The organism is Lutibacter sp. HS1-25 (assembly GCF_004121075.1).
In the GTDB taxonomy this organism is placed as follows: domain Bacteria; phylum Bacteroidota; class Bacteroidia; order Flavobacteriales; family Flavobacteriaceae; genus Lutibacter.
Genome location: NZ_RHLN01000159.1, coordinates 35,347 through 61,497 on the forward strand (window position 1 = coordinate 35,347; position 26,151 = coordinate 61,497).

At 32.4% G+C, this 26,151-nt stretch carries 24 protein-coding genes; 14 read left to right on the top strand and 10 right to left on the bottom strand.

The window, feature by feature from the left end; genetic code table 11:
• From EC396_RS16260 to EC396_RS16275, 4 genes are read right to left on the bottom strand one after another with little or no spacing between them, the layout of a single operon-like run.
• Window positions 1-402 (bottom strand): hypothetical protein, encoded by a 402-nt coding sequence (locus EC396_RS16260; RefSeq protein ID WP_129367915.1) that lies wholly within the window; start codon window positions 400-402, stop codon window positions 1-3.
• A gap of 12 nt (window positions 403-414) precedes the next feature.
• Complete coding sequence (locus tag EC396_RS16265) at window positions 415-708, bottom strand: hypothetical protein (protein ID WP_129367916.1); 294 nt, start codon at window positions 706-708, stop codon at window positions 415-417.
• Between the two features lie 4 nt (window positions 709-712).
• On the bottom strand, window positions 713-931 hold the full coding sequence (locus tag EC396_RS16270) for a hypothetical protein (protein ID WP_129367917.1): 219 nt from the start codon (window positions 929-931) through the stop codon (window positions 713-715).
• A 10-nt stretch (window positions 932-941) separates the two neighbouring features.
• Complete coding sequence (locus tag EC396_RS16275) at window positions 942-1,334, bottom strand: NifB/NifX family molybdenum-iron cluster-binding protein (protein WP_129367918.1); 393 nt, start codon at window positions 1,332-1,334, stop codon at window positions 942-944.
• Window positions 1,335-2,025: 691 nt separating this feature from the next.
• On the opposite strand from EC396_RS16275, the gene leuC reads away from it, so the two are divergent.
• From leuC to leuB, 4 genes are all read left to right on the top strand, one after another.
• On the top strand, window positions 2,026-3,420 hold the full coding sequence (leuC, locus tag EC396_RS16280) for a 3-isopropylmalate dehydratase large subunit (protein WP_129367919.1): 1,395 nt from the start codon (window positions 2,026-2,028) through the stop codon (window positions 3,418-3,420).
• Window positions 3,421-3,530: 110 nt separating this feature from the next.
• Window positions 3,531-4,127, top strand: coding sequence for a 3-isopropylmalate dehydratase small subunit (gene leuD, locus EC396_RS16285; RefSeq protein WP_129367920.1), 597 nt, complete (start codon window positions 3,531-3,533; stop codon window positions 4,125-4,127).
• A gap of 140 nt (window positions 4,128-4,267) precedes the next feature.
• Window positions 4,268-5,785 carry an alpha-isopropylmalate synthase regulatory domain-containing protein gene (locus EC396_RS16290; protein ID WP_129367921.1) on the top strand — a complete coding sequence of 506 codons (1,518 nt, stop codon included), beginning with the start codon at window positions 4,268-4,270 and terminating at the stop codon, window positions 5,783-5,785.
• Between the two features lie 172 nt (window positions 5,786-5,957).
• Window positions 5,958-7,013 carry a 3-isopropylmalate dehydrogenase gene (leuB, locus tag EC396_RS16295; protein ID WP_129367922.1) on the top strand — a complete coding sequence of 352 codons (1,056 nt, stop codon included), beginning with the start codon at window positions 5,958-5,960 and terminating at the stop codon, window positions 7,011-7,013.
• A gap of 60 nt (window positions 7,014-7,073) precedes the next feature.
• Here the strand turns inward: leuB and EC396_RS16300 are convergent, their stop codons facing one another.
• The 4 genes from EC396_RS16300 to EC396_RS16315 all read right to left on the bottom strand — a co-directional run bounded on the left by EC396_RS16300 (window position 7,074) and on the right by EC396_RS16315 (window position 14,280).
• Entirely contained in the window at window positions 7,074-8,633 is a 1,560-nt protein-coding gene (locus tag EC396_RS16300) for an efflux RND transporter periplasmic adaptor subunit (protein ID WP_129367923.1), read from the bottom strand.
• An 11-nt stretch (window positions 8,634-8,644) separates the two neighbouring features.
• Window positions 8,645-9,886, bottom strand: coding sequence for a TolC family protein (locus EC396_RS16305; protein ID WP_129367924.1), 1,242 nt, complete (start codon window positions 9,884-9,886; stop codon window positions 8,645-8,647).
• Between the two features lie 3 nt (window positions 9,887-9,889).
• Window positions 9,890-13,744, bottom strand: coding sequence for an efflux RND transporter permease subunit (locus tag EC396_RS16310; protein ID WP_129367925.1), 3,855 nt, complete (start codon window positions 13,742-13,744; stop codon window positions 9,890-9,892).
• 119 nt (window positions 13,745-13,863) lie between these two features.
• Entirely contained in the window at window positions 13,864-14,280 is a 417-nt protein-coding gene (locus tag EC396_RS16315; RefSeq protein WP_240665751.1) for a hypothetical protein, read from the bottom strand.
• 232 nt (window positions 14,281-14,512) lie between these two features.
• Between EC396_RS16315 and EC396_RS16320 the strand changes: the two genes are divergently transcribed.
• Together EC396_RS16320 and EC396_RS16325 are read left to right on the top strand one after the other, a co-directional pair.
• Window positions 14,513-15,481 carry a type IX secretion system membrane protein PorP/SprF gene (locus EC396_RS16320; RefSeq protein WP_240665753.1) on the top strand — a complete coding sequence of 323 codons (969 nt, stop codon included), beginning with the start codon at window positions 14,513-14,515 and terminating at the stop codon, window positions 15,479-15,481.
• 47 nt (window positions 15,482-15,528) lie between these two features.
• On the top strand, window positions 15,529-16,041 hold the full coding sequence (locus EC396_RS16325; protein ID WP_129367927.1) for a gamma carbonic anhydrase family protein: 513 nt from the start codon (window positions 15,529-15,531) through the stop codon (window positions 16,039-16,041).
• Window positions 16,042-16,322: 281 nt separating this feature from the next.
• Here EC396_RS16325 and EC396_RS16330 read toward each other — a convergent pair whose 3' ends face one another.
• Together EC396_RS16330 and EC396_RS16335 are read right to left on the bottom strand one after the other, a co-directional pair.
• Window positions 16,323-18,377 (bottom strand): pitrilysin family protein, encoded by a 2,055-nt coding sequence (locus EC396_RS16330; protein WP_129367928.1) that lies wholly within the window; start codon window positions 18,375-18,377, stop codon window positions 16,323-16,325.
• 12 nt (window positions 18,378-18,389) lie between these two features.
• A complete protein-coding gene (locus EC396_RS16335; RefSeq protein WP_129367929.1) occupies window positions 18,390-19,709 on the bottom strand; it encodes a pitrilysin family protein in 1,320 nt (439 codons plus the stop codon).
• Window positions 19,710-20,007: 298 nt separating this feature from the next.
• Here EC396_RS16335 and rplU point away from each other — a divergent pair, with 298 nt between their 5' ends.
• From rplU to EC396_RS16375, 8 genes are all read left to right on the top strand, one after another.
• The gene (rplU, locus tag EC396_RS16340; RefSeq protein ID WP_129367930.1) at window positions 20,008-20,499 is read left to right on the top strand and encodes a 50S ribosomal protein L21; all 492 of its coding nucleotides are present in this window, start codon (window positions 20,008-20,010) and stop codon (window positions 20,497-20,499) included.
• A 27-nt stretch (window positions 20,500-20,526) separates the two neighbouring features.
• On the top strand, window positions 20,527-20,787 hold the full coding sequence (gene rpmA / locus EC396_RS16345) for a 50S ribosomal protein L27 (protein WP_129367931.1): 261 nt from the start codon (window positions 20,527-20,529) through the stop codon (window positions 20,785-20,787).
• Between the two features lie 81 nt (window positions 20,788-20,868).
• Window positions 20,869-22,119, top strand: a complete 1,251-nt coding sequence (locus EC396_RS16350; protein WP_129367932.1) for a 3-deoxy-D-manno-octulosonic acid transferase — start codon at window positions 20,869-20,871, stop codon at window positions 22,117-22,119.
• Complete coding sequence (locus tag EC396_RS16355) at window positions 22,100-22,732, top strand: Crp/Fnr family transcriptional regulator (RefSeq protein WP_129367933.1); 633 nt, start codon at window positions 22,100-22,102, stop codon at window positions 22,730-22,732. The genes EC396_RS16350 and EC396_RS16355 overlap by 20 nt, the downstream gene beginning before the upstream one ends.
• A gap of 43 nt (window positions 22,733-22,775) precedes the next feature.
• On the top strand, window positions 22,776-23,333 hold the full coding sequence (locus EC396_RS16360) for a YeeE/YedE family protein (protein ID WP_129367934.1): 558 nt from the start codon (window positions 22,776-22,778) through the stop codon (window positions 23,331-23,333).
• Window positions 23,334-23,336: 3 nt separating this feature from the next.
• The gene (locus tag EC396_RS16365) at window positions 23,337-23,750 is read left to right on the top strand and encodes a DUF6691 family protein (protein ID WP_129367936.1); all 414 of its coding nucleotides are present in this window, start codon (window positions 23,337-23,339) and stop codon (window positions 23,748-23,750) included.
• A gap of 41 nt (window positions 23,751-23,791) precedes the next feature.
• Complete coding sequence (gene moaA, locus EC396_RS16370) at window positions 23,792-24,778, top strand: GTP 3',8-cyclase MoaA (protein ID WP_129366961.1); 987 nt, start codon at window positions 23,792-23,794, stop codon at window positions 24,776-24,778.
• 199 nt (window positions 24,779-24,977) lie between these two features.
• A partial coding sequence (locus EC396_RS16375; protein WP_164975336.1) for a molybdopterin molybdotransferase MoeA occupies window positions 24,978-26,151 on the top strand: 1,174 nt, incomplete at its 3' end.

A 26,151-nucleotide genomic window follows, 5' to 3' on the forward strand; every position in this document is an offset into this window, starting at 1 on the left:
TTAAGATGCCAGTGCAGTATCTATAGGGCAAGTTTTGTGAGCCAATGCACTTATTTCTAAAATAGCTCCTTTTAAATCTGCCAATTCTTCTTCGGTTGGTTTTACCGTGTGGTATTTTTCAATAGAACAAATAGACTGTATATTCTCGTATTTTAAAATACGTTCTCTAAGAGTTTTATCTATAGGTACTACAGTTTCTAAAGCATACATTAAATCTGAATATGTATGATTTTCAGGCAGCGAGTTGTGAAAATCTAAAATTGCCATTGTATAGGCTTCAAAAGACATAGAAATTAAGTTGTATCTAATTTCAGTTCCAAATCTGCTTTTTGTACCGTAGGCTCTTAAGTATTGATCGCCTTCTTGTAGCCAAGTTTTCCAATTGAGTTTTTTGTTTGCCATAATTTTTTATTTTTATATAAATTGTAATGCTACTTCTTCACCTTTTTGTTCCATTTTAAAATCGCCTTTTTGTGTTAATGTGCATTTTTTTTCAGCACATGCTTTTGAAATGTTTTCAAACAGCGTTTCTTTTTCATCACAATCTTCATGAAAATAGATGAAAAAATTAGTTGACTTTTTATCGTCAAATTGTATAATAAATGCAGTGTAATCTGGAAAAACCAAATCATCGTATGCATATGCAATTTCCAGTCCTGTGGCGTCATCAATTATTGATCGCACTTTTTCTAAATCTCTATATTCCATAAGTTTAAATTAATAAAAACCATATTCTAATTTGTTGATATACTTCGGCTTGTTCATAGCTTTGACATTTTACCAATTGCATATTAATAGCATCTTCAAATTCAACTTCATTAAAATTTAAAAGTTGCAGTAATTTTTCTTTTGAAGTTCCAGAACAAGCATTTCTCAATGCTTCACTATCACTTGCAGCTTGAATAAATGCGATTGCTTTGCTTAGTGCCATAATAATTTTTTTAGTTGCACGATGTGTCGCAAGAGCTACATGAGCTGCTGCAACTTGATGCTTTAAATTGTATTTGTGGAGAAAATGTGTCTAGCTCATTTTTTAAAAATAAATCAATGTTTTCTTCAAGATTTTTTCCTTTAGATTTATAAACAGATAGGCCACTTTCTTTAAATAATCTTAAAGCTAAATAAGGCATGTGACTTGTAATAATTGTGTATATGCCTTTGCGCTTTAAAGCCAAACTTAAATTGTCTTCAGATGTACTTATTTTACTTGTGCTAAGCCACTCGTAGTTGCCATTAAGTGTATTGTAAATGCAGGCGTAATTGGTGTTGTGAAACCCTTTTGCCAACGTGCTTTTGTCTTTTTCTAAATCTTCTACAGGGATAATTACATTCATAGTAAATATATTTTATAGTTGTAAGTAAATTTGTAATGGGTTAAACAAATCCAATGCCATAAAATGTATTAAATTGATATACAGTTGTTTGTGTGAATTTAAGGCGATTTAAAATTTACATTTATGTAATAAAATTACTTTAAATTACAAAAATGTATAAATTGAAGTTTTGAATTTTTATATTAAAAAAGCAGTGGTTTTACGTTATAAAATTTACATTTAAAAAGCATCAAATCTTTTTGGATATCGTATTATTTCAATTTAAAAAATACGGTAAATATGATAATATTGCTTGTTCTTTTAGGTGATAAAGAGTTGTTTGTAATTTTAAATAGAAAATAAATATGGATTTATTATTGTTATATGTGTATATAAATTGGTTAATTATTGAATATTTTTAAATAATTCGGTAGTTTTTAGTGTAAAAATGAGGTTTATTCAATTTCAATAAAATATTAATTTTTTAGGTATGTGTAGTTAAGTATTGAAATTTAAAACCAAATATTAATTTTTCTAAAATGAATCAAATTGTGCGTAAAATAAGAATGTGTTTAAAATGCTTTTTGGGTATCGTATATAAATTAGATTGAAATTGCTAACAAAGTTTCTTTTTTTAAATTTGCATCCGTTGTTTCAGCCAAATTATGAAGATATTGGTTGTAAAGTAAAAAATTCAATAAAAAAAATATAAATGAGTACTACATTATTTGACAAAGTATGGGATTCGCATGTGGTTAAATCTATTCAAGATGGACCAGATGTGTTATTTATTGACAGACATTTAATTCATGAAGTTACAAGTCCTGTAGCTTTTTTAGGTTTAAAAAGCAGAAATAATTCAGTTTTATTTGCGGATAGAACATTTGCTACTGCCGATCATAACACACCAACCATTAACCAACATTTACCAGTTGAAGATCCGTTATCAGCAAATCAATTAAAAGCTTTAGAGCAAAATTCTGCTGAGTGGGGTATTTCTCACTGGGGCTTAGGTCACCAACAAAACGGTATTGTACACGTGGTAGGTCCAGAATACGGAATTACATTGCCTGGTGCAACTATTGTTTGTGGAGATTCACATACATCAACACACGGTGCATTTGGTGCTATTGCTTTTGGTATTGGTACTTCTGAAGTAGAAATGGTGCTTTCATCACAATGTATTATGCAGCCAAAACCTAAAAAAATGCGTATCAACGTAAATGGCGAATTAGGATTTGGAGTTACACCAAAAGATGTGGCTTTATTTATTATTTCAAAATTAACAACTTCAGGCGCAACAGGTTATTTTGTTGAATACGCTGGTGATGTATTTAGAAATATGACTATGGAAGGTCGTATGACTGTTTGTAATTTAAGTATTGAAATGGGTGCTCGTGGTGGACTAATTGCGCCAGATGAAAAAACATTTGAATATGTAAAAGGAAGACAATTTGCGCCAAAAGGAGCTGATTGGGATACTGCAATGGAATATTGGAAAACCTTAGCTACGGATCAAGATGCTACTTTTGATAAAGAGTTAACATTTAGTGCTAGTGAAATTGAACCAATGATTACTTATGGTACAAATCCAGGTATGGGAACAGGTATTTCACAAAACATTCCAAAAGCTGAAGAAGTTGAAGGTGGTGTTGCAACCTATAAAAAATCATTAGATTATATGGGCTTTGCTGAAGGTGAATCTTTAATTGGAAAACCAGTAGATTATGTATTTATTGGAAGTTGTACAAATGGTAGAATTGAAGATTTTAGAGCATTTGCATCTATTGTAAAAGGAAGAAAAAAAGCGGACAATATTACTGCTTGGTTGGTACCAGGTTCTCATATTGTTGAAGCAAAAATAAAAGAAGAAGGTTTGTTAGACATTTTTACTGAAGCAGGGTTTGTATTGCGTGAGCCAGGATGTTCAGCTTGTTTAGCAATGAATGATGATAAAGTTCCTGCAGGTAAAGTTGCAGTAAGTACATCAAACAGAAACTTTGAAGGTCGTCAAGGTCCAGGTTCAAAAACAATGTTGGCTAGTCCACTTGTAGCAGCAGCAACAGCCGTAACAGGTGTTGTAACTGATCCAAGAACGCTTTTGTAATCCCCCTAACCCCCGAAGGGGGAATGTAATTTAAAATTAAAAAATTGAAGGTTGAAATTTAAAGCAATCAAAAACTTTAAACTTTAAACTTTAAACTTAAAACTATCAAAATGGCTTACGATAAATTCGAAATATTAAAAAGTACAGCGGTACCATTACCAATTGAAAACGTGGATACCGATCAAATTATTCCAGCTCGTTTCTTAAAAGCGACAGAGCGTAAAGGATTTGGAGATAATTTATTTAGAGATTGGAGATACAATTCAGATAATACTCCAAAAGAACAATTTGTATTTAACAATCCTATTTACAAAGGAAAAATATTAGTAGGTGGAAGAAACTTCGGTTCTGGTTCGTCTAGAGAACACGCTGCTTGGGCAGTGTATGACTACGGATTTAGATGTGTGGTTTCTAGTTTTTTTGCTGATATCTTTAGAGGAAACTGTTTAAATATTGGTGTGCTTCCTGTACAGGTAAGTGCTGAATTTTTAGATAAAATCTTTAAAGCTATTGAAGCAAATCCTGATACCGAATTAGAAATTGATTTACCAAAGCAAACCATTACTATTTTAGCAAGTGGTGAGCAAGAATCATTTGAAATCAATAGTTATAAAAAAGACAATATGATCAATGGTTTTGATGATATTGATTATTTAACTAAAATGAAAGACGAAATAAAGTCTTTTGCTGAAGCAAGACCATTTTAGTAAAAAATAAGATTGCCTGAAAAGTAATTACAAATTGAGTCTGCCTTTTGGTAGACTCAATTTGATAAAAACACTTTTCAAAAGAGCCCCAAAAATAACGAACCAAATTCCTATTTAATAGGAAATACAACTTCTTTGATATGCAAAAAAGAAAAATTGAAATAATGGATACCACACTTCGTGATGGTGAACAAACATCAGGAGTGTCCTTTCCGTCAGTTGAAAAATTAACCATCGCAAAATTATTGCTGGACGAATTGAATGTTGATAGAATTGAAGTTGCCTCTGCACGTGTGTCTGAAGGAGAGTTTCAAGGGGTTAAAGCTATTACAGATTGGGCAAGTTCAAAAGGTTATATCAATCGTGTTGAAATACTTACTTTTGTTGATGGAGGTAGATCTATTGATTGGATGAATAAAGCAGGTGCTAAAGTTCAAAATTTATTAACCAAAGGTTCTTTAAATCACCTAACACATCAACTTAAAAAAACACCAGAGCAACATTTTTCTGAGATAAAGGAAGTGTTAGAACTGGCTCAAAAATCGGGTATTTCTACCAATGTTTATTTAGAAGATTGGAGCAACGGAATGCGTAATTCACCTGAATACGTTTTTCAATTTCTGGATTTTTTAACAACACAGCCTGTTGACAGAATTTTATTACCTGATACTTTAGGCGTTTTAACACATACAGAAACTTTCGAATATTTTTCGAAAATCGTTGAAAAATATCCAGATGCTCATTTTGATTTTCACGCACATAACGACTACGATTTGAGTGTTGCAAATGTGATGGAATCTATAAAAGCTGGTGCAAAAGGAATTCACTTAACCGTAAATGGTATGGGTGAACGTGCAGGAAATGCACCTTTGGCAAGTGTGATTGCTGTTATAAACGACTTTTTTACCAATGAGATTGAAATTCAGGTAAAAGAAACTTCATTGTACTCGGTAAGTAAATTAATCGAAACTTTCTCAGGTGTTCGTATTCCTTCAAACAAACCAATTGTTGGCGACAATGTATTTACGCAAACAGCGGGTATTCATGCAGATGGTGATAATAAAAATAACTTGTATTTTAACGATTTAATGCCTGAACGTTTTGGTCGAAAACGCAAATATGCTTTAGGTAAAACCTCAGGAAAAGCCAATATCGAAAAAAATTTACAAGAATTAGGGCTGACATTAAATAATGACGATTTATTAAAAGTTACCCAACGTATTATTGAATTGGGTGATAAAAAAGAGCTGGTTACTAAGGAAGATTTACCATATATTATTTCAGATGTTTTAGATAGTAGCTCTTATCAGGAAAAAGTTGTGATTGAATCGTATGTGTTAACACATGCCAAAGGTTTAAAACCTTCAACGACTGTTGCTATTAGAATTGATGATGAATTGTATGAAGAACATTCGCAAGGTGATGGACAGTTTGATGCATTTATGAATTCACTGACAAAGGTTTACAAGGCAAAAAAAATGGATTTGCCTAAATTGGTAGATTATGCAGTTAGAATTCCGCCTGGAAGTGCCTCTGATGCTTTGTGCGAAACTATCATTACTTGGGATAACGGTCATAAACGATTTATAACAAGAGGTTTGGATTCTGATCAAACAGTTTCAGCGATTAAAGCAACTCAAAAAATGTTGAATATTTAAATAGATTAATAAAGGAAATTAAAATATACGTTCGTCAACCTGAACTTGTTTCAGGTTCACATTAATATTGAATTTATGATGAGATTCTGAAACAAGTTCAGAATGACGTTTCGAATTTTAAATATAAGTACAAAATAAATTAACGATTACACAATTAAATAATATTAGAAATATGAAATTAAATATTGCACTTTTAGCTGGAGACGGAATTGGACCTGAAGTAATTGATCAGGCTGTAAAAGTTTGTGATGCTGTTGCAACAAAATTTAACCACGAAATTAATTGGAAACCTGCATTAACAGGTGCAGCAGCAATTGATGCTTGCGGAGAACCTTATCCAGACGAAACACACGAAATTTGTGTGAATTCAGATGCAGTTTTATTTGGTGCAATTGGACACCCAAGATTTGATAACGATCCTTCTGCAAAAGTTCGTCCAGAGCAAGGTTTGTTAAAAATGCGTAAAAAATTAGGCTTATTTGCCAATGTACGTCCAACTTTTACTTTTCCATCATTATTAGATAAATCTCCTTTAAAAAGAGAGCGTATTGAAGGAACTGATTTAGTTTTCTTACGTGAATTAACAGGTGGAATTTACTTCGGAGAAAAAGGAAGAAGAGACGGTGGAGAAACTGCTTTTGATAACTGTGTTTACACAAGAGCTGAAGTTCAACGTTTGGCTAAAAAAGGTTTTGAATTGGCAATGACTCGTTCTAAAAAATTATGTTGTGTAGACAAAGCAAACGTATTAGAAACGTCTCGTTTATGGAGAGAAACTGTACAAGCAATGGAAAAAGATTATCCAGAAGTAACTGTTTCTTATGAATTTGTTGATGCTGTTGCAATGCGTTTGGTTCAATGGCCAAATAGTTATGATGTATTGATTACTGAAAACTTATTTGGAGATATTTTAACCGATGAAGCTTCTGTAATTTCAGGTTCTATGGGATTGATGCCATCAGCATCTTTAGGTACTGATATCGGTTTATTTGAACCAATTCACGGTTCATACCCACAAGCAACAGGTTTAAATATTGCAAATCCAATGGCAACTGTATTGTCTGCTGCTATGATGTTTGAAAACTTTGGTTTACAAGAAGAAGGACAAGTAATTAGAGATGCTGTAAACAAAGCATTAAATGAAGGTATTGTTACTGAAGATTTAGCCGATGGAGGTAAAGCTTACGGAACAAAAGAAGTAGGAGATTGGTTGGCAGCAGCTATCTAATTCAATTTTTTTATACTATTAAAAACGCTGTTTGAAAATTTTCAAACAGCGTTTTTTTGTTTATTGATTCATTTTCATTTCTTTTGAATACAAACAGCAGCTGGGTAAATTATTGTAAGCTTCATTATTGGCTTTCATTTTATCGGTATCGTAACCAACTAATGTAATTGCCTTGTGAATTTCTATTTCGTTTGTTTTTGAATCATCAAATTCAAGTGTGATTTTCTTTTTGTCAACATCCCAAATTGCAGTTTTAACACCGTCAACATTTAAAGCAGCTTTTTCAATAGTAGCCTTGCACATACTACAATTTCCACGAACGCCAAAACTGATTTGTATGTTGTTTATTGCTTCGTTTTTTATGGTGCCTTTTTCATTCTTCGGATTCATCATACTTTGCTTGCCAATAAGTTGTGCTGAAGCATCAATTTTAAATACACCGTTTGTGGCAACTATTTCTCCTTCGTTTAAACCATTTTCAACAATGTAAAAATTACCCAAATCAGCACCCAAATTAACGGTTCTATTTACAAATGAAATGGTGTTTTTATGTGGAACTTTTACGTAAACTACAGATTTTTTACCGGTCCACAATACAGCTGTTTTTGGAACAATTAAAGCATCTTTTGTATTTTTTAATGAAGCCTTAATAATGCCGTTTGCAAACATTTCGGGCAATAATTTATGTGAAGTATTGGACATTTCAACACGAACTTTAGCGACTCTTGAACCTGAAGAAATAAAAGGGTCTATATAACTCACTTTGCTTGTAAACGATTCTCCGGGTAAAGCTTGAATGGTATATTCAACAATATCTCCAATGTTAATCCACTGAATATCTGCTTCATAAGCATCAAAAAGTATCCATACTGTGTTGAGGTTGGCAACATCAAATAAAGTGCTTCCTTGTTGTAGGTAATCACCAACTTCAACATTGCGCTTTATCACATAACCCGAATAGTCTGAAAGGATGTCGATTTGCTCTTGTAAGTTTCCAGATTTTTCAATAGCATCGATTTGATAATCAGTTAATTTCCATAATTTTAATTTGTTGCGAGATGCTGTGTACAATGCAGGATAAACTTTTTTTGAATTGATGGCTTCAAACAATTCTTTTTGTGCTGAAATCAATTCAGGGGAATAAATACGTGCGATTTTCTGACCTTTAGAGACATTTTCACCAGTAAAATTAACGTACAATTTTTCAATTCTACCCGGAATGTGTGATACTTGTGAATATAAATTGCGCTCATTGGCTTGTACTTTTCCTAACAACCGGATTTCTTTTTCAGCTTGGGATTTTTGCACAACACTGGTTTGGATATTTCCTAATTGATAGGCCGATTCAGACAAAACAATTTCATCTACATTTATATTTTCAGAAGTTGTATTTGTTTCTAAAGGTATCAATTCCATACCGCAAATTGGGCAGTTTCCAGGTTCCTGCATTTTTATTTGAGGGTGCATAGAGCAAGTCCAGAGTTGTGTTGCAGCATCTTTTGTTAATTTGTGTTCGTGGTTTTCTTTTATTGTTGAATTTCCGCCAGAAAATAAATTTCCAAGTACCATTCCAATCAATACTAAAACGAATCCTATAATGTAATTTTTATATTTTTTCATTGTTGAGTTTTTTAGTTTCCTAATAGATAATTTACAAATGCAACTGCGACATTTTTATCGATAATTGCTTTTTGATGTTCTAATTCGTATTTTAACAATTGGCGTTCTATACGCAATACTTCTTCAAAATCTGTTGAATTTGTTGAGTACGAAGTGATTAAAATATCCAATACTTTTTTTGCAATTGCTGCCTGTTTTTGGTTTAAAATAATGCGTCTGTTTCCATCATTAAAATCTTTATAAGTGCTTTTATAAATGGTACTTAACGTATTTTTTTTGTCTTCTTTTCGGGCAGTTTCAGCTTCTTGTAAATATTGAGCTTCGGCAATGAGCGCTTTGTATTTTTTTCGATAAATCGGAATTGTAACACCCACAAAAGGAAATACAAATGCATCTTTTCCATTATCCGAGGCGGTTGACATTGAGTTTTCGCCAACAATTGTATAATTTAAACCAATATTAAATTTTGGAAGCCCTTCTTTTTTAGCGGCAGTTTCCTGATTTATAAAAGCGTTCAGTTTGTGGTCTATGCTTTTTAATTGATGGTTTGATGCGTAAATAGTATTGAGTGTAGCCAATTGATTTAGCGGAATTTCATTTTGCCATAAAACCTCAGGAACTATTATTTCATCATATTCATCTCTGTTTAGCAAATTGTTGAATGAAACCTGTAAAACATCTTTTGAATCTAAAAACAAAGCCAATTGATTTTCTAAATCGTTTATTTCCATTTCAACACGCAATTCATCAATAATAGAAGCATTTCCAGTTTCAATTTTCACCAATGAAAGGCGTTTAAAAACTTCTAAAATTTCAATATTTTTTTTGGTGATTTCAATAGCTTTTTCAATAAAATAGTAATTGTAATACGCTGTTTTTATTTCAAAGAAAATATTTGATTTTGAATTTTCAAAAGCTTCATATTTGGCTTTTGCCATTTCTGAAGCCATATCTTTTTTTGCACCCAGCGAACCAAACCAAGGAAAACTTTGAGTTAAATTAAACGTGGCCTTTTGAGGTCCCAATCTGGTTTCAACAGGTTGAATAAAATAACCAAAAGCAAAACTTGGGTCGGGTAAAGTGCCAACTTGTGGTACACGCTCCATAGCCGCCATATAATCGCTAAACATTGCTTTTAATTCAGGATTGTTGGTAGCTGCTATTTTTAAATAGTCATTTAATACTTCTTGAGCTTGTGCAAATTGGATCAGCAGTATTAAAAAGAGACTTAATATTGGTTTTATATTTTTCATTTTCTAGTCGTTTTTAAGTTCTTTTAACTGTTTTCTATCTCTTTTAATGATTTCTCCTTCGCGCCAAAAACATTGTAAAATAGGCACAATAAACATGGTCATAATTTGAATGGTCATACCGCCAAAAGTTGGAATTGCCATAGGAATCATAATATCTGCTCCTTTACCAGTTGCGGTTAAAACAGGTAACAAAGCAATTATTGCAGTTGCAGCGGTCATCATTGCTGGTCTCACTCTTTTAGCACCAGCTTCAATAACGGCGGCTCTTACTTCGGCGATTGTTTGCGGATTTCTTTCTTCAAAAGTTTGATGAATATAAGTTCCCATAATTACACCATCATCGGTCGCAATACCAAATAAGGCAATAAAACCTACCCAAACCGCGACACTTAAATTAATGGTATGAATTTGAAACAAGTCGCGCATATTAACACCTGCAAAACTGAAATTTAAAAACCAGGGCTGACCGTATAGCCATATCAAAATAAATCCGCCTGCAAATGCCACAAAAACACCCGAAAAGTGAATGGTGGATGCAATAACCGTTTTAAATTGAAGGTATAAAATGATGAAAATTATCAATAAACTAATTGGTATTACTATGGCCAATCTTTTATTTGCTCTTAATTGATTTTCGTAATTTCCTGTAAAACGATAAGTAACTCCTGCGGGCAAAACAAATTCTCCGTCATCTATTTTTTGTTTGATGCGTGCTTGTGCTTCTTCAACTACATTGGTTTCGGCAAAACCATCCTTCATATCAAAAATCACATACGATGTTAAAAAAGTATCTTCACTTTTAATCATTTGCGGACCTCTACTATAGGTAATATCTGCAATTTCACCCAATTGAACCTGAGTTCCTGATGGCGTAGGTATCAAAATCTTTTTAATATCTTCAGGATTGTCTCTATACTCACGAGCATAGCGCACACGAACAGGAAAACGTTCTCTTCCTTCAACAGTTGTTGTAAGTTGTTTACCGCCAATGGCAACACCCAAAGTTGTTTGCATATCTTTTACACTTAGACCGTATCTTGCCATCGCCTCCCGTTTCAATTTCATTTCTAAATAAGGCTTTCCAACAACTCTGTCGGCAAAAACTGTAGACGCATTGATACTTGGTACTTCCTGCAATATTTTTTCAAATTCATAACCAGCTTTTTCAATGGTTTCTAAATCTGGTCCAAAAACTTTAATACCCATTGGCGCTCGCATACCTGTTGCCAACATAATTAGTCTTGTTTGAATAGGTTGTAATTTTGGAGCAGAAGTGAGTCCTGGGAATTTAGAATTGGCAACAATTTCATTCCAAATATCATCAGGTTTTTTAATGTTGGTTCGCCATTGTCTAAAATATTCTCCATTATCATCAGGTATCAATTCTTCTTTTGAAATTTTTCTGAAAGTATCTTCACCATATTTGTAAGTTGTTTCATCTTTTAAAACAAACGCTTCCTTTTTATTCACTTTAAAACGCAATCTATGTCCGCCATCATCAACCATATATTCAGGTAGATAATTAATAGTGTTTTCAAACATAGAAATTGGTGCAGGATCCAAAGCTGTATTTGCGCGTCCCCATTTACCTACTGAAGAATCAATTTCTGGAATTGCCATAATCAACCTGTTTAAAGTAGCCTGAGTTTCCACGTTTTCTGAAACGCTAGAGTGAGGCATTGTAGTTGGCATTAATAAAAAAGAACCTTCGTTTAAAGCAGGCATAAATTCGCTGCCAATCCCGGGAAATGTTTTTTCCAGACTTTTCCAAACCGAAGTATTTTTTATAGGTTGAGGTAAAAATCCAGCTGTTTTATCAATACCTAACCAAGCGACCAAACCAAACAATAAAACAAAAATTGGGAGCATTAAAAACTTCCATTTGTTAACCAAACACCATTTTAAAATAGGTGTGTAAAAATGAACAATGGTCATTAAAAAACCGAGAATAATACACAACAATAGCGATACAAAAACCAGATTTGTAAAAGTCGAATTTGAAGCACCCAATGGCAACCATTCAATGGTTAAAAAATAAATAACAACCAAAGCAGCAATTACAATATTGATAACATTTGCTACTTTTTCTGAATAAGGTAATTGAAAGCGATTTTTAAATAAACTTCTTGGTTTAACAATGCTTAGTAAATTATTGATGCCGACTAAAATTAAGGCAATGGCAATAATGCTTCCGTAAGTAATTAAGAAAACAATGCCGAAACCAATTAAAACCGAATTAAAAATTCTGAAGGTTTTCTTTTTATCTATTTTTATTGAAAACAGGAGTTGCGCCAATGCTGGAATGAATAAAATCCCAATAATTAACGAAGAAATTAAGGCGAAGGTTTTTGTAAAAGCCAAAGGTTTAAATAGTTTTCCTTCGGAAGCTTGCATTGCAAAAACAGGTAAAAAACTCACTACTGTTGTGGCCAAAGCTGTTATAATAGCACCTGCAACTTCAACAGTTGCTAAGTAAATTAATTGCATTAAATGTTTGCCTTTTACATTTTTATTTTCAGGCATTTCCAAATGTCGTATGATGTTTTCGGTAAAAACAATGCCAACATCTACCATAACGCCAATGGCAATGGCAATTCCAGAAAGTGCTACAATATTGGCATCTACCTGAAAATATTTCATAAAAATAAAGGTCATAAGTACACCAACAGGAAGCAGCATGGATATTAAAATTGAAGCCCTTAAATTCAATACCAAAATAATAACCACCAAAATACTGATCAAAATTTCGTGTGAAAGAGCGGATTCTAAAGTTCCTAATGTTTCGTGAATCAAGCCAGACCTGTCGTAAAAAGGAACAATTGTTATTTTTGAAACAGAGCCATCTGCCAATGTTTTAGAAGGTAATCCGGGTGTAACTTCATCAATTTTATTTTTTAAATTCTGAATCACTTCCAAAGGATTTGCACCATAACGAGCAACTACAACACCACCAACCGCTTCGACACCACTTTTATCCAAACCGCCTCTGCGCTCTGCCGGACCAAACTGAATTTTAGCAACATCCTTTAACCGAACCGGAACATTGTTTCTGGAAACGACCACGCTTTCTTCTAAATCTGCCAGATTTTTAATATAGCCCAAACCTCTTACCAAATACTCTACTTTGTTGTATTCTAAAGTTCGAGCGCCAATATCCAGGTTGCTATTTTTAACCGCATTCATAATCATACCAACATCAACATTGTTGGCTTTCATAGCGTTTGGGTCAATTTCAATTTGATATTCTTTTAAAAATCCACCAACAGAAGCAACTTCAGAAACGCCATTGGCCGCTGTTAAATAGTATTTTATGTAAAAATCGTGAATGGTTCTTAATTCCTGAGGATCCCATCCGCCCGTTGGTTTTCCTGTTTTGGTATCTCTTCCTTCCAAAGTATACCAATACACTTGTCCAAGTGCTGTGGCATCTGGCCCTAAAGCTGGTTTTACAACTTCTGGAACAGTTCCGGGAGGTAGCGAGTTTAATTTTTCGAGGATACGTGTTCTGCTCCAGTAAAAATCAACATCATCATTAAAAATAATGTAAATACTAGAGAGTCCAAACATAGAATTACTTCTAATGGTTTTTACTTCAGGAATGCCCAATAACGCAGTTGTTAAAGGGTAGGTTATTTGGTCTTCAATATCTTGAGGCGATTGACCAGCCCATTCTGTAAAAACAATTTGTTGATTTTCACCAATATCAGGAATGGCATCAACAGGCACTGGATTTCTTTCAAATAAGGATGTTTTCCAGTCAAAAGGAGCAGTTACAAAACCACCAATAATGAATGAAAAGAACAGTATAAAAGTAATTAACTTATTTTCGAGAAAATAACGTATAATTTTAGGTAGCATAAAGCATTGATTTTTTAATAATTAATTTAAGTTGTTGCTATTTTAAAAACAGCACAAGCCAAAAAATACGCAAATAGCTAGCTGATTGCTCAGTTGCTAATTACTTATTAAAAAATAAATCAAATTCTAAAAACACCGTAAAATACATTGAAGTCCTTTTGGACCAGCGGAGGTGAATAATCTTCAAAAGCGTTGATTTTGGTATCAATTCCTTCAAATAAATTTAGGTAAGCGTAAGTAAAACTGGTTAAAAAAACCTGTTGCTCTAAGTCTAAATTGGTATAAACAACATTTAGTTCATCTTGCCCTTTTACTTGTTTTATAATATCAGAACAGCAATCTTTTTTTATAGCATTGCAATCGCTGTTTGGACTGGCTTTTTCCATGGCCATTCCACACGATTCAGCTTTTGAGAATAAGGCAAAATCTACCAAGTGATCACCGCAATAGTGTTCACTAAATGAAAACGACAGTGTAGTAAAAAGTACTACAAAAGCCATTAAAACTGCGCTTATTTTCTTTAAAATTGCTTTCATAAAGTATTACAAAGTTAACAATTATAAATAAAGTTAAGTTAAAAAAATGTTATATCGCTTCAAATCAGTTAGTTTGTGAAGTTTTTTTTATTCAAATGTTAAAATGAAGCGATTGTTGTTGAGATTTTTCAATTGTTTTTCTAATTTAAAATGAACGGTTTAATTTTATAAATTTCAATCAATTCATACTCAAAAAATGCTATATTTGGATTTTACTTTAAAAGAGCATTTTTTGAAATCATTTGTCGTTTTTTTATTTTTATCAATCCCGTTTTTAATAAATGCACAAGCCACTTTACCTGTGTATTCCGATTATTTGTCAGACAATGTGTTTTTGGTACATCCTGCTGCCGCAGGAATTGGTAATTGCGGAAAAATTAGATTTACTGCACGCAATCAGTGGAGTGGAATTGAAGATGCTCCAAGTATGCAAACATTAACAGCTCATCAACGTTTTGGAAGAAATGTTGGGCTTGGACTTGTTCTTTTTAACGATAAAAATGGGTATAATTCTCAACAAGGTATAGAAGGTGTTTTTGCATATCATATAGATTTAATAGATCCCGAAATACCAAATCAATTGTCTTTTGCAATTGGGTTTTCTGGAATTTTCAATAAATTAGACGAGAGCGCTTTTGATCCAACCGATCCAATTATTTCTGGAATTGTTCAAAGTGGTAATTATTTTAATTCAGATGTAAGTATTGGGTATCATTACGAAGGTTTGTTTTCGTACCTAACCGTTAAAAATTTGATAGCAAACGGAAAATATACCAATATTTATGGCGATGAAGAAAATTTGAATTTAAGACGCTATTTGCTAAGTGTTGGTTATTATTTTGGCGAAGGAAATGACTTTCAGTTTGAGCCTTTAATAATGGCGCAAGCAATTGAATTTACTGGCGAAAAATTTGTAGATTTAAATATCAAAGCTTATAAATCTATTCAAAATGGGCAAATTTGGGCAGCCTTATCTTACCGTCAAGGTTTTGATGGTGTTGTAGACGGACAAGAACTACAATACTTTACGCCAATTATAGGCATTAATTACAAAAGTTTTATGTTTGCATACACTTACACCAAACAAATGGGTGATATTTTGTTTGATGATGCCGGATACAATCAAATATCTTTGGGCTATAACTTTGGGTGTAGAACTCCCCGAAGAAGTGGTTGTCCTAATATAAATTATGCGTTCTAAAATTTATTTTAGAACCAATTAAAGTACATACAAAATTTTATTAAATCATGATTATTAAAGAATTAAACGGGCACAAACCTGCCTTTGGAACAGATTGTTTTATTGCTGAAAATGCTGTAATTATTGGTGAAGTAACTATGGGAGATCAATGTAGTATTTGGTACAATGCCGTAATTAGAGGCGATGTACACTATATTAAAATTGGTAACAAAGTAAATATTCAAGACGGGGCGGTAATACATGCAACGTATCAAAAACACCCTACAAATATTGGTAACAATGTGTCTATTGGTCACAACGCAATGGTACACGGCTGCACAATTCACGACAATGTTTTAATAGGTATGGGTGCAATTGTAATGGACGATTGTGTTATTGAAAGCAACTCTATTATTGCCGCAGGAGCTGTAGTTACTAAAGGTACACATGTGCCTTCAGGAACAATTTACGGAGGTATCCCTGCTAAAAAAGTAAAAGATATTAGTCAAGAATTAATTTCAGGCGAAATTGACCGCATTGCAAACAATTACGTAAAATATTCAAGCTGGTATAAAGAGTAGTTGGGCGTTACCCGCAAGGGGTCAGGCTTTTCGCTATATCTTTTTTGTAAATTCGCTGCGCTACTTTACAAAAAAGGATGCCGCTGCAATCCTTAACGCAAGTTGCAACAAAACAACTTAATGTAGGTTCTTAAATTAAAAACTGAATTTCAGTATTTTATTTTAAGAACCTTCTTTTTTTATCCAGTTTTAACCAAAATAATATTAGTTTTTATCAATTCTTAATAAAAAAAAACGACCCAATTTCTTGAGTCGTTTTTGTAAAAATTTAAAATAAAATGTTATTCAAAATCACTTTCAGTAACACCTTCATTTATTTTAGCATCAATCAATTTAAAAACAGCCAGTTGAGGTCCTAAATTTGCTGTTTTTGATGTTGGAAATTTAATACCATTAAAATCTTTATAATCTTTATAAATTGCTTCTTGGTTTTGAGTTTGTCCTTGCATTGTTATAACTGAAGTTTCTTTCATTTTTAAACCTGTTTCAACATCAAAGTAAACATTTAAAGAAACAATTTCACCTTTGGTAGAAATCACATACATGTCTTTGCCATCAATATTTTCAATACCTGTTAATTTGCTATTTTCATTAGACAATAAGCCTATTTCAGAAAATGTACCTAAAGTGTAACTCATTTCGTTTGCCATTGCAGGTGGTAAAGGTTGTTTGTTCATAGTAACGGCATCTTTGGTCATTACAATTTTAGCTAAAACATTACCAGCCATACTCATTTCATTGGCGTATTTGGTAGTTGTTCTTTTTTCAGTTGACAATACAGAACTTCCTAAAGCAGCAGCTTCATAGGTAGTTAAAGTACTTTTTATGCTGTTTAATTTGTCTAAAACACCAATGGCTTTAAAATAGTTGTTAATAACAGTTTCTTTTGTAATACCCTCAGAAATTGGTTTTGTTAATGCTGGTTTTGAAGTTGCGTTTCCTTCTTTATCAAAATAATTGATGGTGTAAGGAAGCTTTTCTAAATTAGGTAATACATCTATAGCTTTTCCTGTAACTACAATTCGGGCATTGTCTAAACTAAAATATTTTTGAGAAACACGCTCAATATCGTCAATAGTTACGGCATTTAATTTGTCTAAATAGTTTTCGTAAAAATCTTCAGGTAAGTTATTTGTTTTAATATTTAAAGCATAGCGAGCAACTGTTTCGGGTTTTTCAATATTTCTAACAAAACTTCCAACGTAGGTAGCTTTTACAATTGCCAATTCTTCAGGGGTTACTTTTGTTGTGCGAATTTTAGTTAACTCACTCATAGTTTGTATTACAGTACTATCTGTTACTGCATTTCTAACTTGAGCCCCAGCAGAAAATAGTGCGGCAGTATATTTATTTGGGCTAATACCCGATTGAGCGCCATAAGTATAACCATGAGCTTCTCTTAAATTCATGTTTAAGTAACTGTTAAAGTCGCCACCAAAAATTTGGTTGGCTAATAAAACTGCAAAAAAATCGCTATCAGACATTTTAAAATCAACAGTGCTTAAAACAGTAACGTCAGATTGTACAGCATTTGGCATATTTATAAAGTCGATTTCTGTTTTTGCAACATTGGTAACGGCTGGCAATGTATAATTTTGTGTAACACCACTTTTCCAGTTGCTAAAATTTTTAGTTATTAAGTTTTTAACTTCTTCAAATTTAACATCACCAACAACAATTAGATAGGCGTTGTTTGGTTTAAAATAAGTATTGTAAAATGTTTGCACATCAGCCAATGTTACATTTTCAACTGTTTTGATACTTGCGTATTCTCCGTACGGATGATTTTTTCCATATGCCAGTAAATTTTGAACTCTGTAAGCAATGCTTTGTACGTTGTTTTCATCCGATTTAATTCCGTCTTTCAATAAGTTTGCTTGTTTGTCAAACTCTTCTTGCGTAAATATCGGATTTTGAACAGCATCAGCCATTAGTTCTAAAACTCGAGGAAAGTATTTTGACAAAGAATTCATTCTTGCGCTTTGACTTCCAAAGTAAATGCCCGCACCTAAATAATCAACTTCTTCATTAAAAGCATCTTTTCCAATTTTTTTTGTTCCAGATCCTAAAAGACTCCCTGTTAAATTTGAAACACCTGCTTTTTCGCCTTCAAAAATTGGTGTATTGTCAATAGTTAATGTTGCTGAAACACGTGGTAGTTTGTGATTTTCAACAACCAACACTTTTAAACCGTTTTTTAATTCAAAGGTTTGTGGTTTTCCTAAATTAATTTTTGGTGCAGGTCCGGGTTTTGGTTGAACTGATCTGTCTATTTGAGCTGACACAGAAACAGTCAGAAAAAATAATGTTATAAAGTATATAAATTTTGTTTTCATGTGTTGTAAGTTTTATTCTATTTCTTTTTTAGGTAAATAATCTAAAACCAATTGTTGATTTGGGTTTAGATATTTTTTAGCAATTTCTCTAATTTCTTCTCTTGTAATTGAATTGTAGATGTCAATTTCAGTATTGATTAAATTAACATCATTATAAAGCATGTAATAAGTTGCTAATGAACCTGCAATTCCTTCAACACTTGAATTGGCATTTACAAATTGATTTTCAAATTTGTTTCGTAGTTTTTGAAGTTCTTTTTCAGAAATTAATTCGGTTTGAAGTTTTGTAATTTCTTCATCCATTTCAACAACCAAATCATCCAATGTGTTTTCGCCTAATGGCAATGCAAAAATAATATATGCCCCATAATCTTCTAATGAATAGTTGAATGCAGCAACTTGCAATGCTTTTTTCTTGTCATCAACTAATTTTTTATACAATCTAGAGCTTTTTCCGTCGCTTAAAATTGTTGAAATCATATCTAAAACTCTTGCATCTCGGGTTGTCATAGCTGGAGTTCTATATACGGTAAAAACAGCTGGAATTTGAATGTTTGGATCTTCAAATGTAGCTTCAATTTTAGAGGTAATTGGTTTTTCTGTAATTGTTTCACGAACAACAGCTTCGCCTTTTGGAATACTTCCAAAATAATCTTCGATTAATTTTTTTGTTTTTTCAGTTTCAAAATCGCCTGCAACTACCAGTACGGCATTGTTTGGGACATAGAATTTTTTATTAAATGCTTGAAATTCTTCTAATGATGCAGCATCTAAATGTTCTAAAGAGCCAATGGTTGTCCATCGGTATGGGTGTTCAACAAAAAGATTTGCAAAAACTGTAGGAATCCATTGTCCGTAAGGCGAGTTATCAACTCTTAAACGTTTTTCTTCTTTAACTACTTCGTTTTGCGTATCCACACCAATTTGATTGATTACTGGATGTAATAATCTTTCAGATTCCATCCATAAACCCAATTCTAAATTGTTTGATGGAAAAACTTCATAATAATATGTGCGATCTTGTGTGGTATTAGCATTGTTAGTACCACCGTTTGCAGATACTATTTTAAACCATTCGCCTCGTTCAATATTTTTAGTACCTTCAAACAATAAATGTTCAAAAAAGTGAGCAAAACCAGTACGTTCAGGGTTTTCATCTTTAGCGCCTACATGGTACATAACTGAAGTAATAATAACAGGAGCAGTATTGTCTTTGTGTAAAATAACATGCATTCCGTTGCTTAGATCGTACTCTTCAAATTGAACTTTTTGTGCAAAAATGTTGGTGCAAAAAAGTAAACTTAAAAAGCTTAAATAACATAATTTTTTCATCTTCATAAAATATTTTTAATTTAATAAACGTGTATATGACGCTTTTTTAATTGTTTGTTACAATTTATAAAGTTAATCATTTAAAAAAAATGGAATAATTTTTTTTGTAATTATCTATATAGCACTTTATATGGTAAACACAATAATTAAATAATTAACAATATTGATTTAAGTTGCTTAAAATGAGTTGATTCTTTATTTTAAAATTGTTTTGTGGAATTGGAAAAAAACTTTATATTTGCACCCGCCTTAATTGAAAAGGTGAATTAATTAATAAAGCGAATTAAAAATTATACTTATGTATGCAATTGTAGAAATAGCAGGGCAGCAATTTAAAGTAGCAAAAGACCAAAAGGTTTATGTACACCGCTTACAAGGAGAGGAAGGAACGCAAGTTTCTTTTGATAAAGTTCTTCTTTTAGAGAGTGATGGTACTGTAACTGTTGGCGCCCCAGCTATCCAAGGAGCCGAAGTAACGGCAAAAATTTTAGGTCACTTACAAGGTGATAAAGTAATCGTTTTCAAAAAGAAACGTAGAAAAGGATACAGTAAAAAGAATGGTCATCGCCAAGCTTTAACTGAAATACAAATTGAAGCTATTGCAGCAAGTGGTGCTACTAAAAAAGCAGCAGCTAAAACAGCAGCTCCAAAAGCTGAAACTGTTGAAGCAGCTTCTGATGATTTAGGTTCAATGACAGTTGCAGATTTAAAAGCTTTAGCTAAAGAAAAAGGTATTGAAGGATACACTTCTTTAAAGAAAGCTGAATTAATTGAGGCATTAACTAAATAAGAATCACAATTTTAAAACCATAACATCATGGCACATAAAAAAGGAGTAGGTAGTTCGAAGAACGGTAGAGAATCGGAATCGAAACGTTTAGGAGTAAAAATATTTGGTGGACAAGCTGCAATTGCAGGTAACATTATTATCCGTCAAAGAGGTACTGCTCACCACCCAGGTGAAAATGTATATATGGGAAAAGATCATACTTTACACGCAAAAGTGGATGGTTTGGTAAAATTCCAAAAGAAAAAAGACAACAGATCTTATGTTTCTATTGAGCCTTTTGAGGTTTAAGAAATAAAGTAATACATTAAAACTCCCAAACTTACTAGTTTGGGAGTTTTTTTATGCCCATATTTTGTACCTTTGCAAACTATGTACTTTTTATATAACATACTTATTTTAATAGCTGCTAATTGTTTAAAAATAGTGGCGCTTTTTAACAATAAAATTCGGCTTTTTGTTGAAGGTAGAAATGAAACATTCTCAAAATTAAATACAGCAATTTCAAACAAAGATCAAGTTTTTTGGGTGCATTGTGCTTCTTTGGGTGAATTTGAGCAAGGAAGACCTATTATTGAAAAATTAAAGTTACAATATCCAACTCATAAAATAGTGGTCACTTTTTTTTCACCATCTGGTTATGAAGTTCGAAAAAATTATGATTTGGCAAATGTTGTTTGCTATTTACCGTTGGATTCTAAAAAAAATGTCAAGCAATTTTTAAATGTTGTGCATCCTCAGTTGGCTATTTTTGTGAAATATGAATTTTGGCCAAATCTGTTAAATGAACTTCAGAAAAGAAAAACAGCAACTATTTTAGTATCGGGAATTTTTAGAAAAGATCAGTCGTTTTTTAAGTGGTATGGCGGTTGGATGCGAAAATCATTGGCTGCTTTTTCTCATTTTTTTGTGCAGAATCAAGAATCTAAAAATTTATTGGAAAGTGTTTCATTTCAAAATGTAACTTTAAGTGGTGATACTCGTTTTGACCGTGTTTTTGAAATTACACAACAAAATAACAAACTCGATTTTATAACCCAATTTAAAAACAATACTTATACGCTTGTTGCTGGAAGCACTTGGAAAGAAGATGAGGATTTATTGGTAAATTATATCAATAACCAGGCTTCTGAAAATGAAAAATTTATCATTGCCCCACACAATATCAACACCAAAGCTATTGAAGAATTGAAAAACTCAATTTCAAAAAAAACGGTTTTGTTTTCAGAAAAAGAAGGAAAAAAATTACAAGATTATCAGGTTTTTATTGTTGATACTATCGGGATTTTAACCAAAATTTACAGCTATGCTAATGTTGCTTATGTTGGTGGAGGTTATACAAAATCGGGTATTCATAATGTGTTAGAACCAGCAACTTTTGGAGTTCCTATTGTAATTGGACCTAACTATGCTAAATTTAACGAAGCCATTGAGTTGGTTCAAAATGCGGCCTGTTTTGTTACAGATAGTTCTCAAAAATTATCCGTACTTTTAACCGATTTTTATACTGATAATCAGAAAAGAGATATTGCCGGTGCCAATGCGCTAAACTACGTGGTTACCAATAAAGGAGCCACCTCAAAAATTTTAAATTATATAAAAAATGAGAGAGAAATTAGATAACTATTTTTCGTTTGTATTTGAAAAGGAATTACTCGATGAAATTGAGAAGATTGGAATTTATAAAAAATTACGAGAAGGTGAATTGTTGGTAGATCTTGGCGATAAAATGAAAGGTGTGCCTTTGTTATTAGATGGCGCTATAAAAATTGTTAGAGAAGATAAAAAAGGAGACGAAATTTTGTTGTACTTTTTAGAAAAGGGAGATACTTGTGCAAGTTCTTTTGCAAGTGCTATTACTAACGGTAAATGTGGTATTAGAGCCATTGCTGAAAAAGATTCGGAAATAATATTTCTTCCAAAAGACAAGTTAGATGATTGGCTTGTAAAGTACAAATCGTGGCGTAATTTTGTAATTGATAGCTATAATATTCGTCTAAACGAAATGATGGAAACAATAGATACGTTGGCATTTATGCGTATGGATGAGCGTTTGTACAAATATTTAAAAGACAAGGCTCAAATTATGCGCGAAACTTCATTAAACACAACACATCAGGACATTGCTTATGATATGCATACATCCAGAGTTGTAATTTCTAGGTTGTTAAAACAATTGGAAACTGAAGGAAAAATAAAATTGCATAGAAATAAAATAGAAATTTTACAATTTTAATTCGGCTAACAAGCATTGTAATCCTAAAATTTAATACTAATTTATGGAATTTATTACACAACCTTGGGACTGGTATGTTGCCGGGCCCATTATAGCTTTAATCATGTTTTTGCTGTACTATTTTGGCGAGCGCTTTGGTGTTTCACACAATTTAGAAACATTTTGCTCCATTGGAGGTGCAGGAAGGTTTTTAGATTATTTTAAAATTGATTGGCGAAAAAACAGTTGGAACTTGATGTTTGTAGCAGGTGCTATAGCTGGTGGTTTTATAGCTGCACAATGGTTAACAACAAGTACAGAAGTTGCTATAAATCCGCAAACTATTGAAGATTTAGCAGCTATAGGATTTAAAGATGCTGGTGCAACTTATTTGCCAAATGAAATTTTTGGTATAGAAAACATGTTAACTTTAAAAGGGTTTTTAATATTGTTAATAGCAGGTATTATGGTTGGTTTTGGTGCGCGTTGGGCAGGCGGTTGTACATCGGGTCACGCCATTGTTGGCTTAAGTAATTTAGAATTACCATCGTTAATAGCTGTTATCGGTTTTTTTATTGGAGGCTTGGTAATGACGTGGTTTATTTTACCTTTAATATTTTAAATGATGAAATTATTAAAGTTTTTTTTAGTAGGAATCCTCTTTGGAATAGTAATGAGTAAGGCTGAAATAATTTCGTGGTATAGAATCTATGAAATGTTTAAATTTCAAGCTTTTCATATGTACGGAATTATTGGTTCGGCAGTAATTTTAGGAATGATAATGATGACTTTTTTTAGAAGAAAAGTAATCAAAACTTTTGAAGGAAAAGATATTATTGTACCGCCTAAAAAACCAGGAATATACCGTAATTTATTTGGAGGTATCTTATTTGGCTTGGGTTGGGGCTTGGCAGGAGCTTGTCCTGGACCTATGTTTGTATTGTTAGGTCAGGGTGTGGTTGCTATACTGGTAGTTATTTTTGGAGCTACTTTTGGTGCTTTTTTATATGGTGTTTTTAAAGAAAAATTACCTCATTAAAAAAGAGATATTTTGAAATTGTAAATTATTTTAGACAGTGCATGCAGTTAACCGATAAATTTGGCAGAAAAATATCGTATTTACGATTGGCGGTTACAGATCGTTGTAATTTGCGTTGCCAATATTGTATGCCTGCTCACGGAATTGATATTGTTGATAGAAAAGAATTGCTATCGTATAAAGAAATGTACCGTATTACACGTGTACTTTCAGAGCTAGGTGTAAATAAAGTGCGCTTAACTGGTGGAGAGCCTTTTGTTCGCAGAGATTTTGTGAAGTTTTTAGAATCACTTTCATTTAATGATAAGTTAAAAGAAATTAATATTACCACCAATGGTGCTTTAATTTCCAATCATATTGAAAAGCTAGAAGAACTAAATATCAATGCGGTTAATTTAAGTATGGATACTTTGCAAAGAGAAAAATTTGCTCAAATTACACGAAGAGATGTTTTTGTAAATGTGTATGATACTTTTGAAAAACTGGTTGAAAGTAACTTAAAATTAAAGCTAAATATTGTAGTACAGTCTGGTTTTAATACCGATGAAATTATTGATTTTGTTGAACTTTCAAAAGATAAAAATATTGCCATTCGTTTTATTGAAGAAATGCCTTTTAACGGTAAAGGACAACGCAAAATTGATGAAGAGTGGAATTTCAATAAAATAATCAATCATATAAAAAATCAATATTCAGTAGTTGAGACACTTCAACAAAAAAAATCATCTACTTCAAAAAACTTTAAAATACCTGGTTATTTAGGTACTTTTGGTATCATCCCTGCGTTTACCCGTACTATTTGTGGCGATTGTAACAGAATTAGAATTACGGCAACTGGTATGTTTAAAAACTGTTTGTTTGATGGTGGAGTGTTTAATGTACGCGATTTTATAAGAAATGGAGCCAGCGACAACGATTTGAAAGCATTGTTTATTAAAACAGTGCATAAAAAACCCGAAAACGGATTTGTTGCTGAAGCTTCTAGAGACAATGATGTGTCTGAAAGTATGTCTACTATTGGAGGGTAAATAAATTGACAGATATGAAATTCGTAATTAAACATTAACAATTAATAGTGCATAATTTTAATGAAAAGTGAAAAAGTAAAAATGAATAATGTTGGTCTGGTCGCTGAGCGTAGCCGAAGCGATAATTAAAAACAGCTAAGCTTATTTATTGATATGAAATTCGTAATTAAACATTAACAATTAATAGTGCATAATTTTAATGAAAAGTGAAAAAGTAAATGAAGCCTTGGCAATTATTTTAAACAACACTTTAAATTTTGGTGTTGAAGAAATAGATTTTATAAATGCTACTGGCAGAATTTTAAAGGAAACTATTGTTGCTGATCGCGATTTTCCACCGTTTGATCGTGTGAGTATGGATGGTATTGCAATTGCTGCTGCAGTTTTTAGCAATGGGCAACGAACTTTTAAAATTGAAGGTATTCAAGCCGCTGGAAGTGAGCAATTACAGCTTAAAAATTCAGAAAATTGTATTGAAGCTATGACGGGTGCAATACTGCCAAAAGGTTGTGATGTGGTGATTCCTTACGAGTTATTAACCATTGAAGATGGAAAAGCTCAGGTAAATTTAGATGAGATAAAGTATTTTCAAAATATTCATCCAAAAGGTTTTGATAAAAAAGTTGGCGATGTTTTAATTGCTGAAAACACAAAAATTTCTCCTGCCGAAATTGGTGTGTTGGCAACTGTTGGAAAATCTACCGTAAAAGTTGGTAAACAGCCAAAAGTAATGATTGTTTCTACGGGTAATGAATTGGTTGATGTTACTGAAACTCCTGCTGAACATCAAATTAGAAAAAGCAATGTTTATACCTTGGTATCGTTGTTAGATAAATTGCAAATTAAAGCCGATACTGCTCATATTTTAGATGATAAACAAGTTTTAAAATCAAAGATTGAAGCATTTTTAAACGATTATGATGTGCTGCTTTTTAGTGGAGCAGTTTCTAAAGGGAAATTTGATTTTATTCCAGAAGTTTTATCGGAATTGGGAGTTGAAAAATTATTTCATCAGGTAAAACAACGTCCGGGAAAACCATTTTGGTTTGGTGTTAAATCGCAGGTTACAGAGCCTAACCGAAATGATAATTCTGTAACTGCGTGTAATCAACAAAATAAAGTTGTATTTGCATTTCCAGGAAATCCGGTTTCAACTTTTGTAAATTGTTTGAAATATTTTCACCCTTGGTATTATAAATCAGCAGATTTAAATGTTGAAAATCAACAGGCTATTTTGGCTGAAGATTTTTATTTTAAGCCAAGTGTTACTTACTTTTTACAGGTAAAATTAACTCAAAAAGAAGGGGTTTTATTGGCTACACCAGTTTCAGGAAAAGGTTCGGGTGATTTGGCTAATTTAATAGCTGCGGATG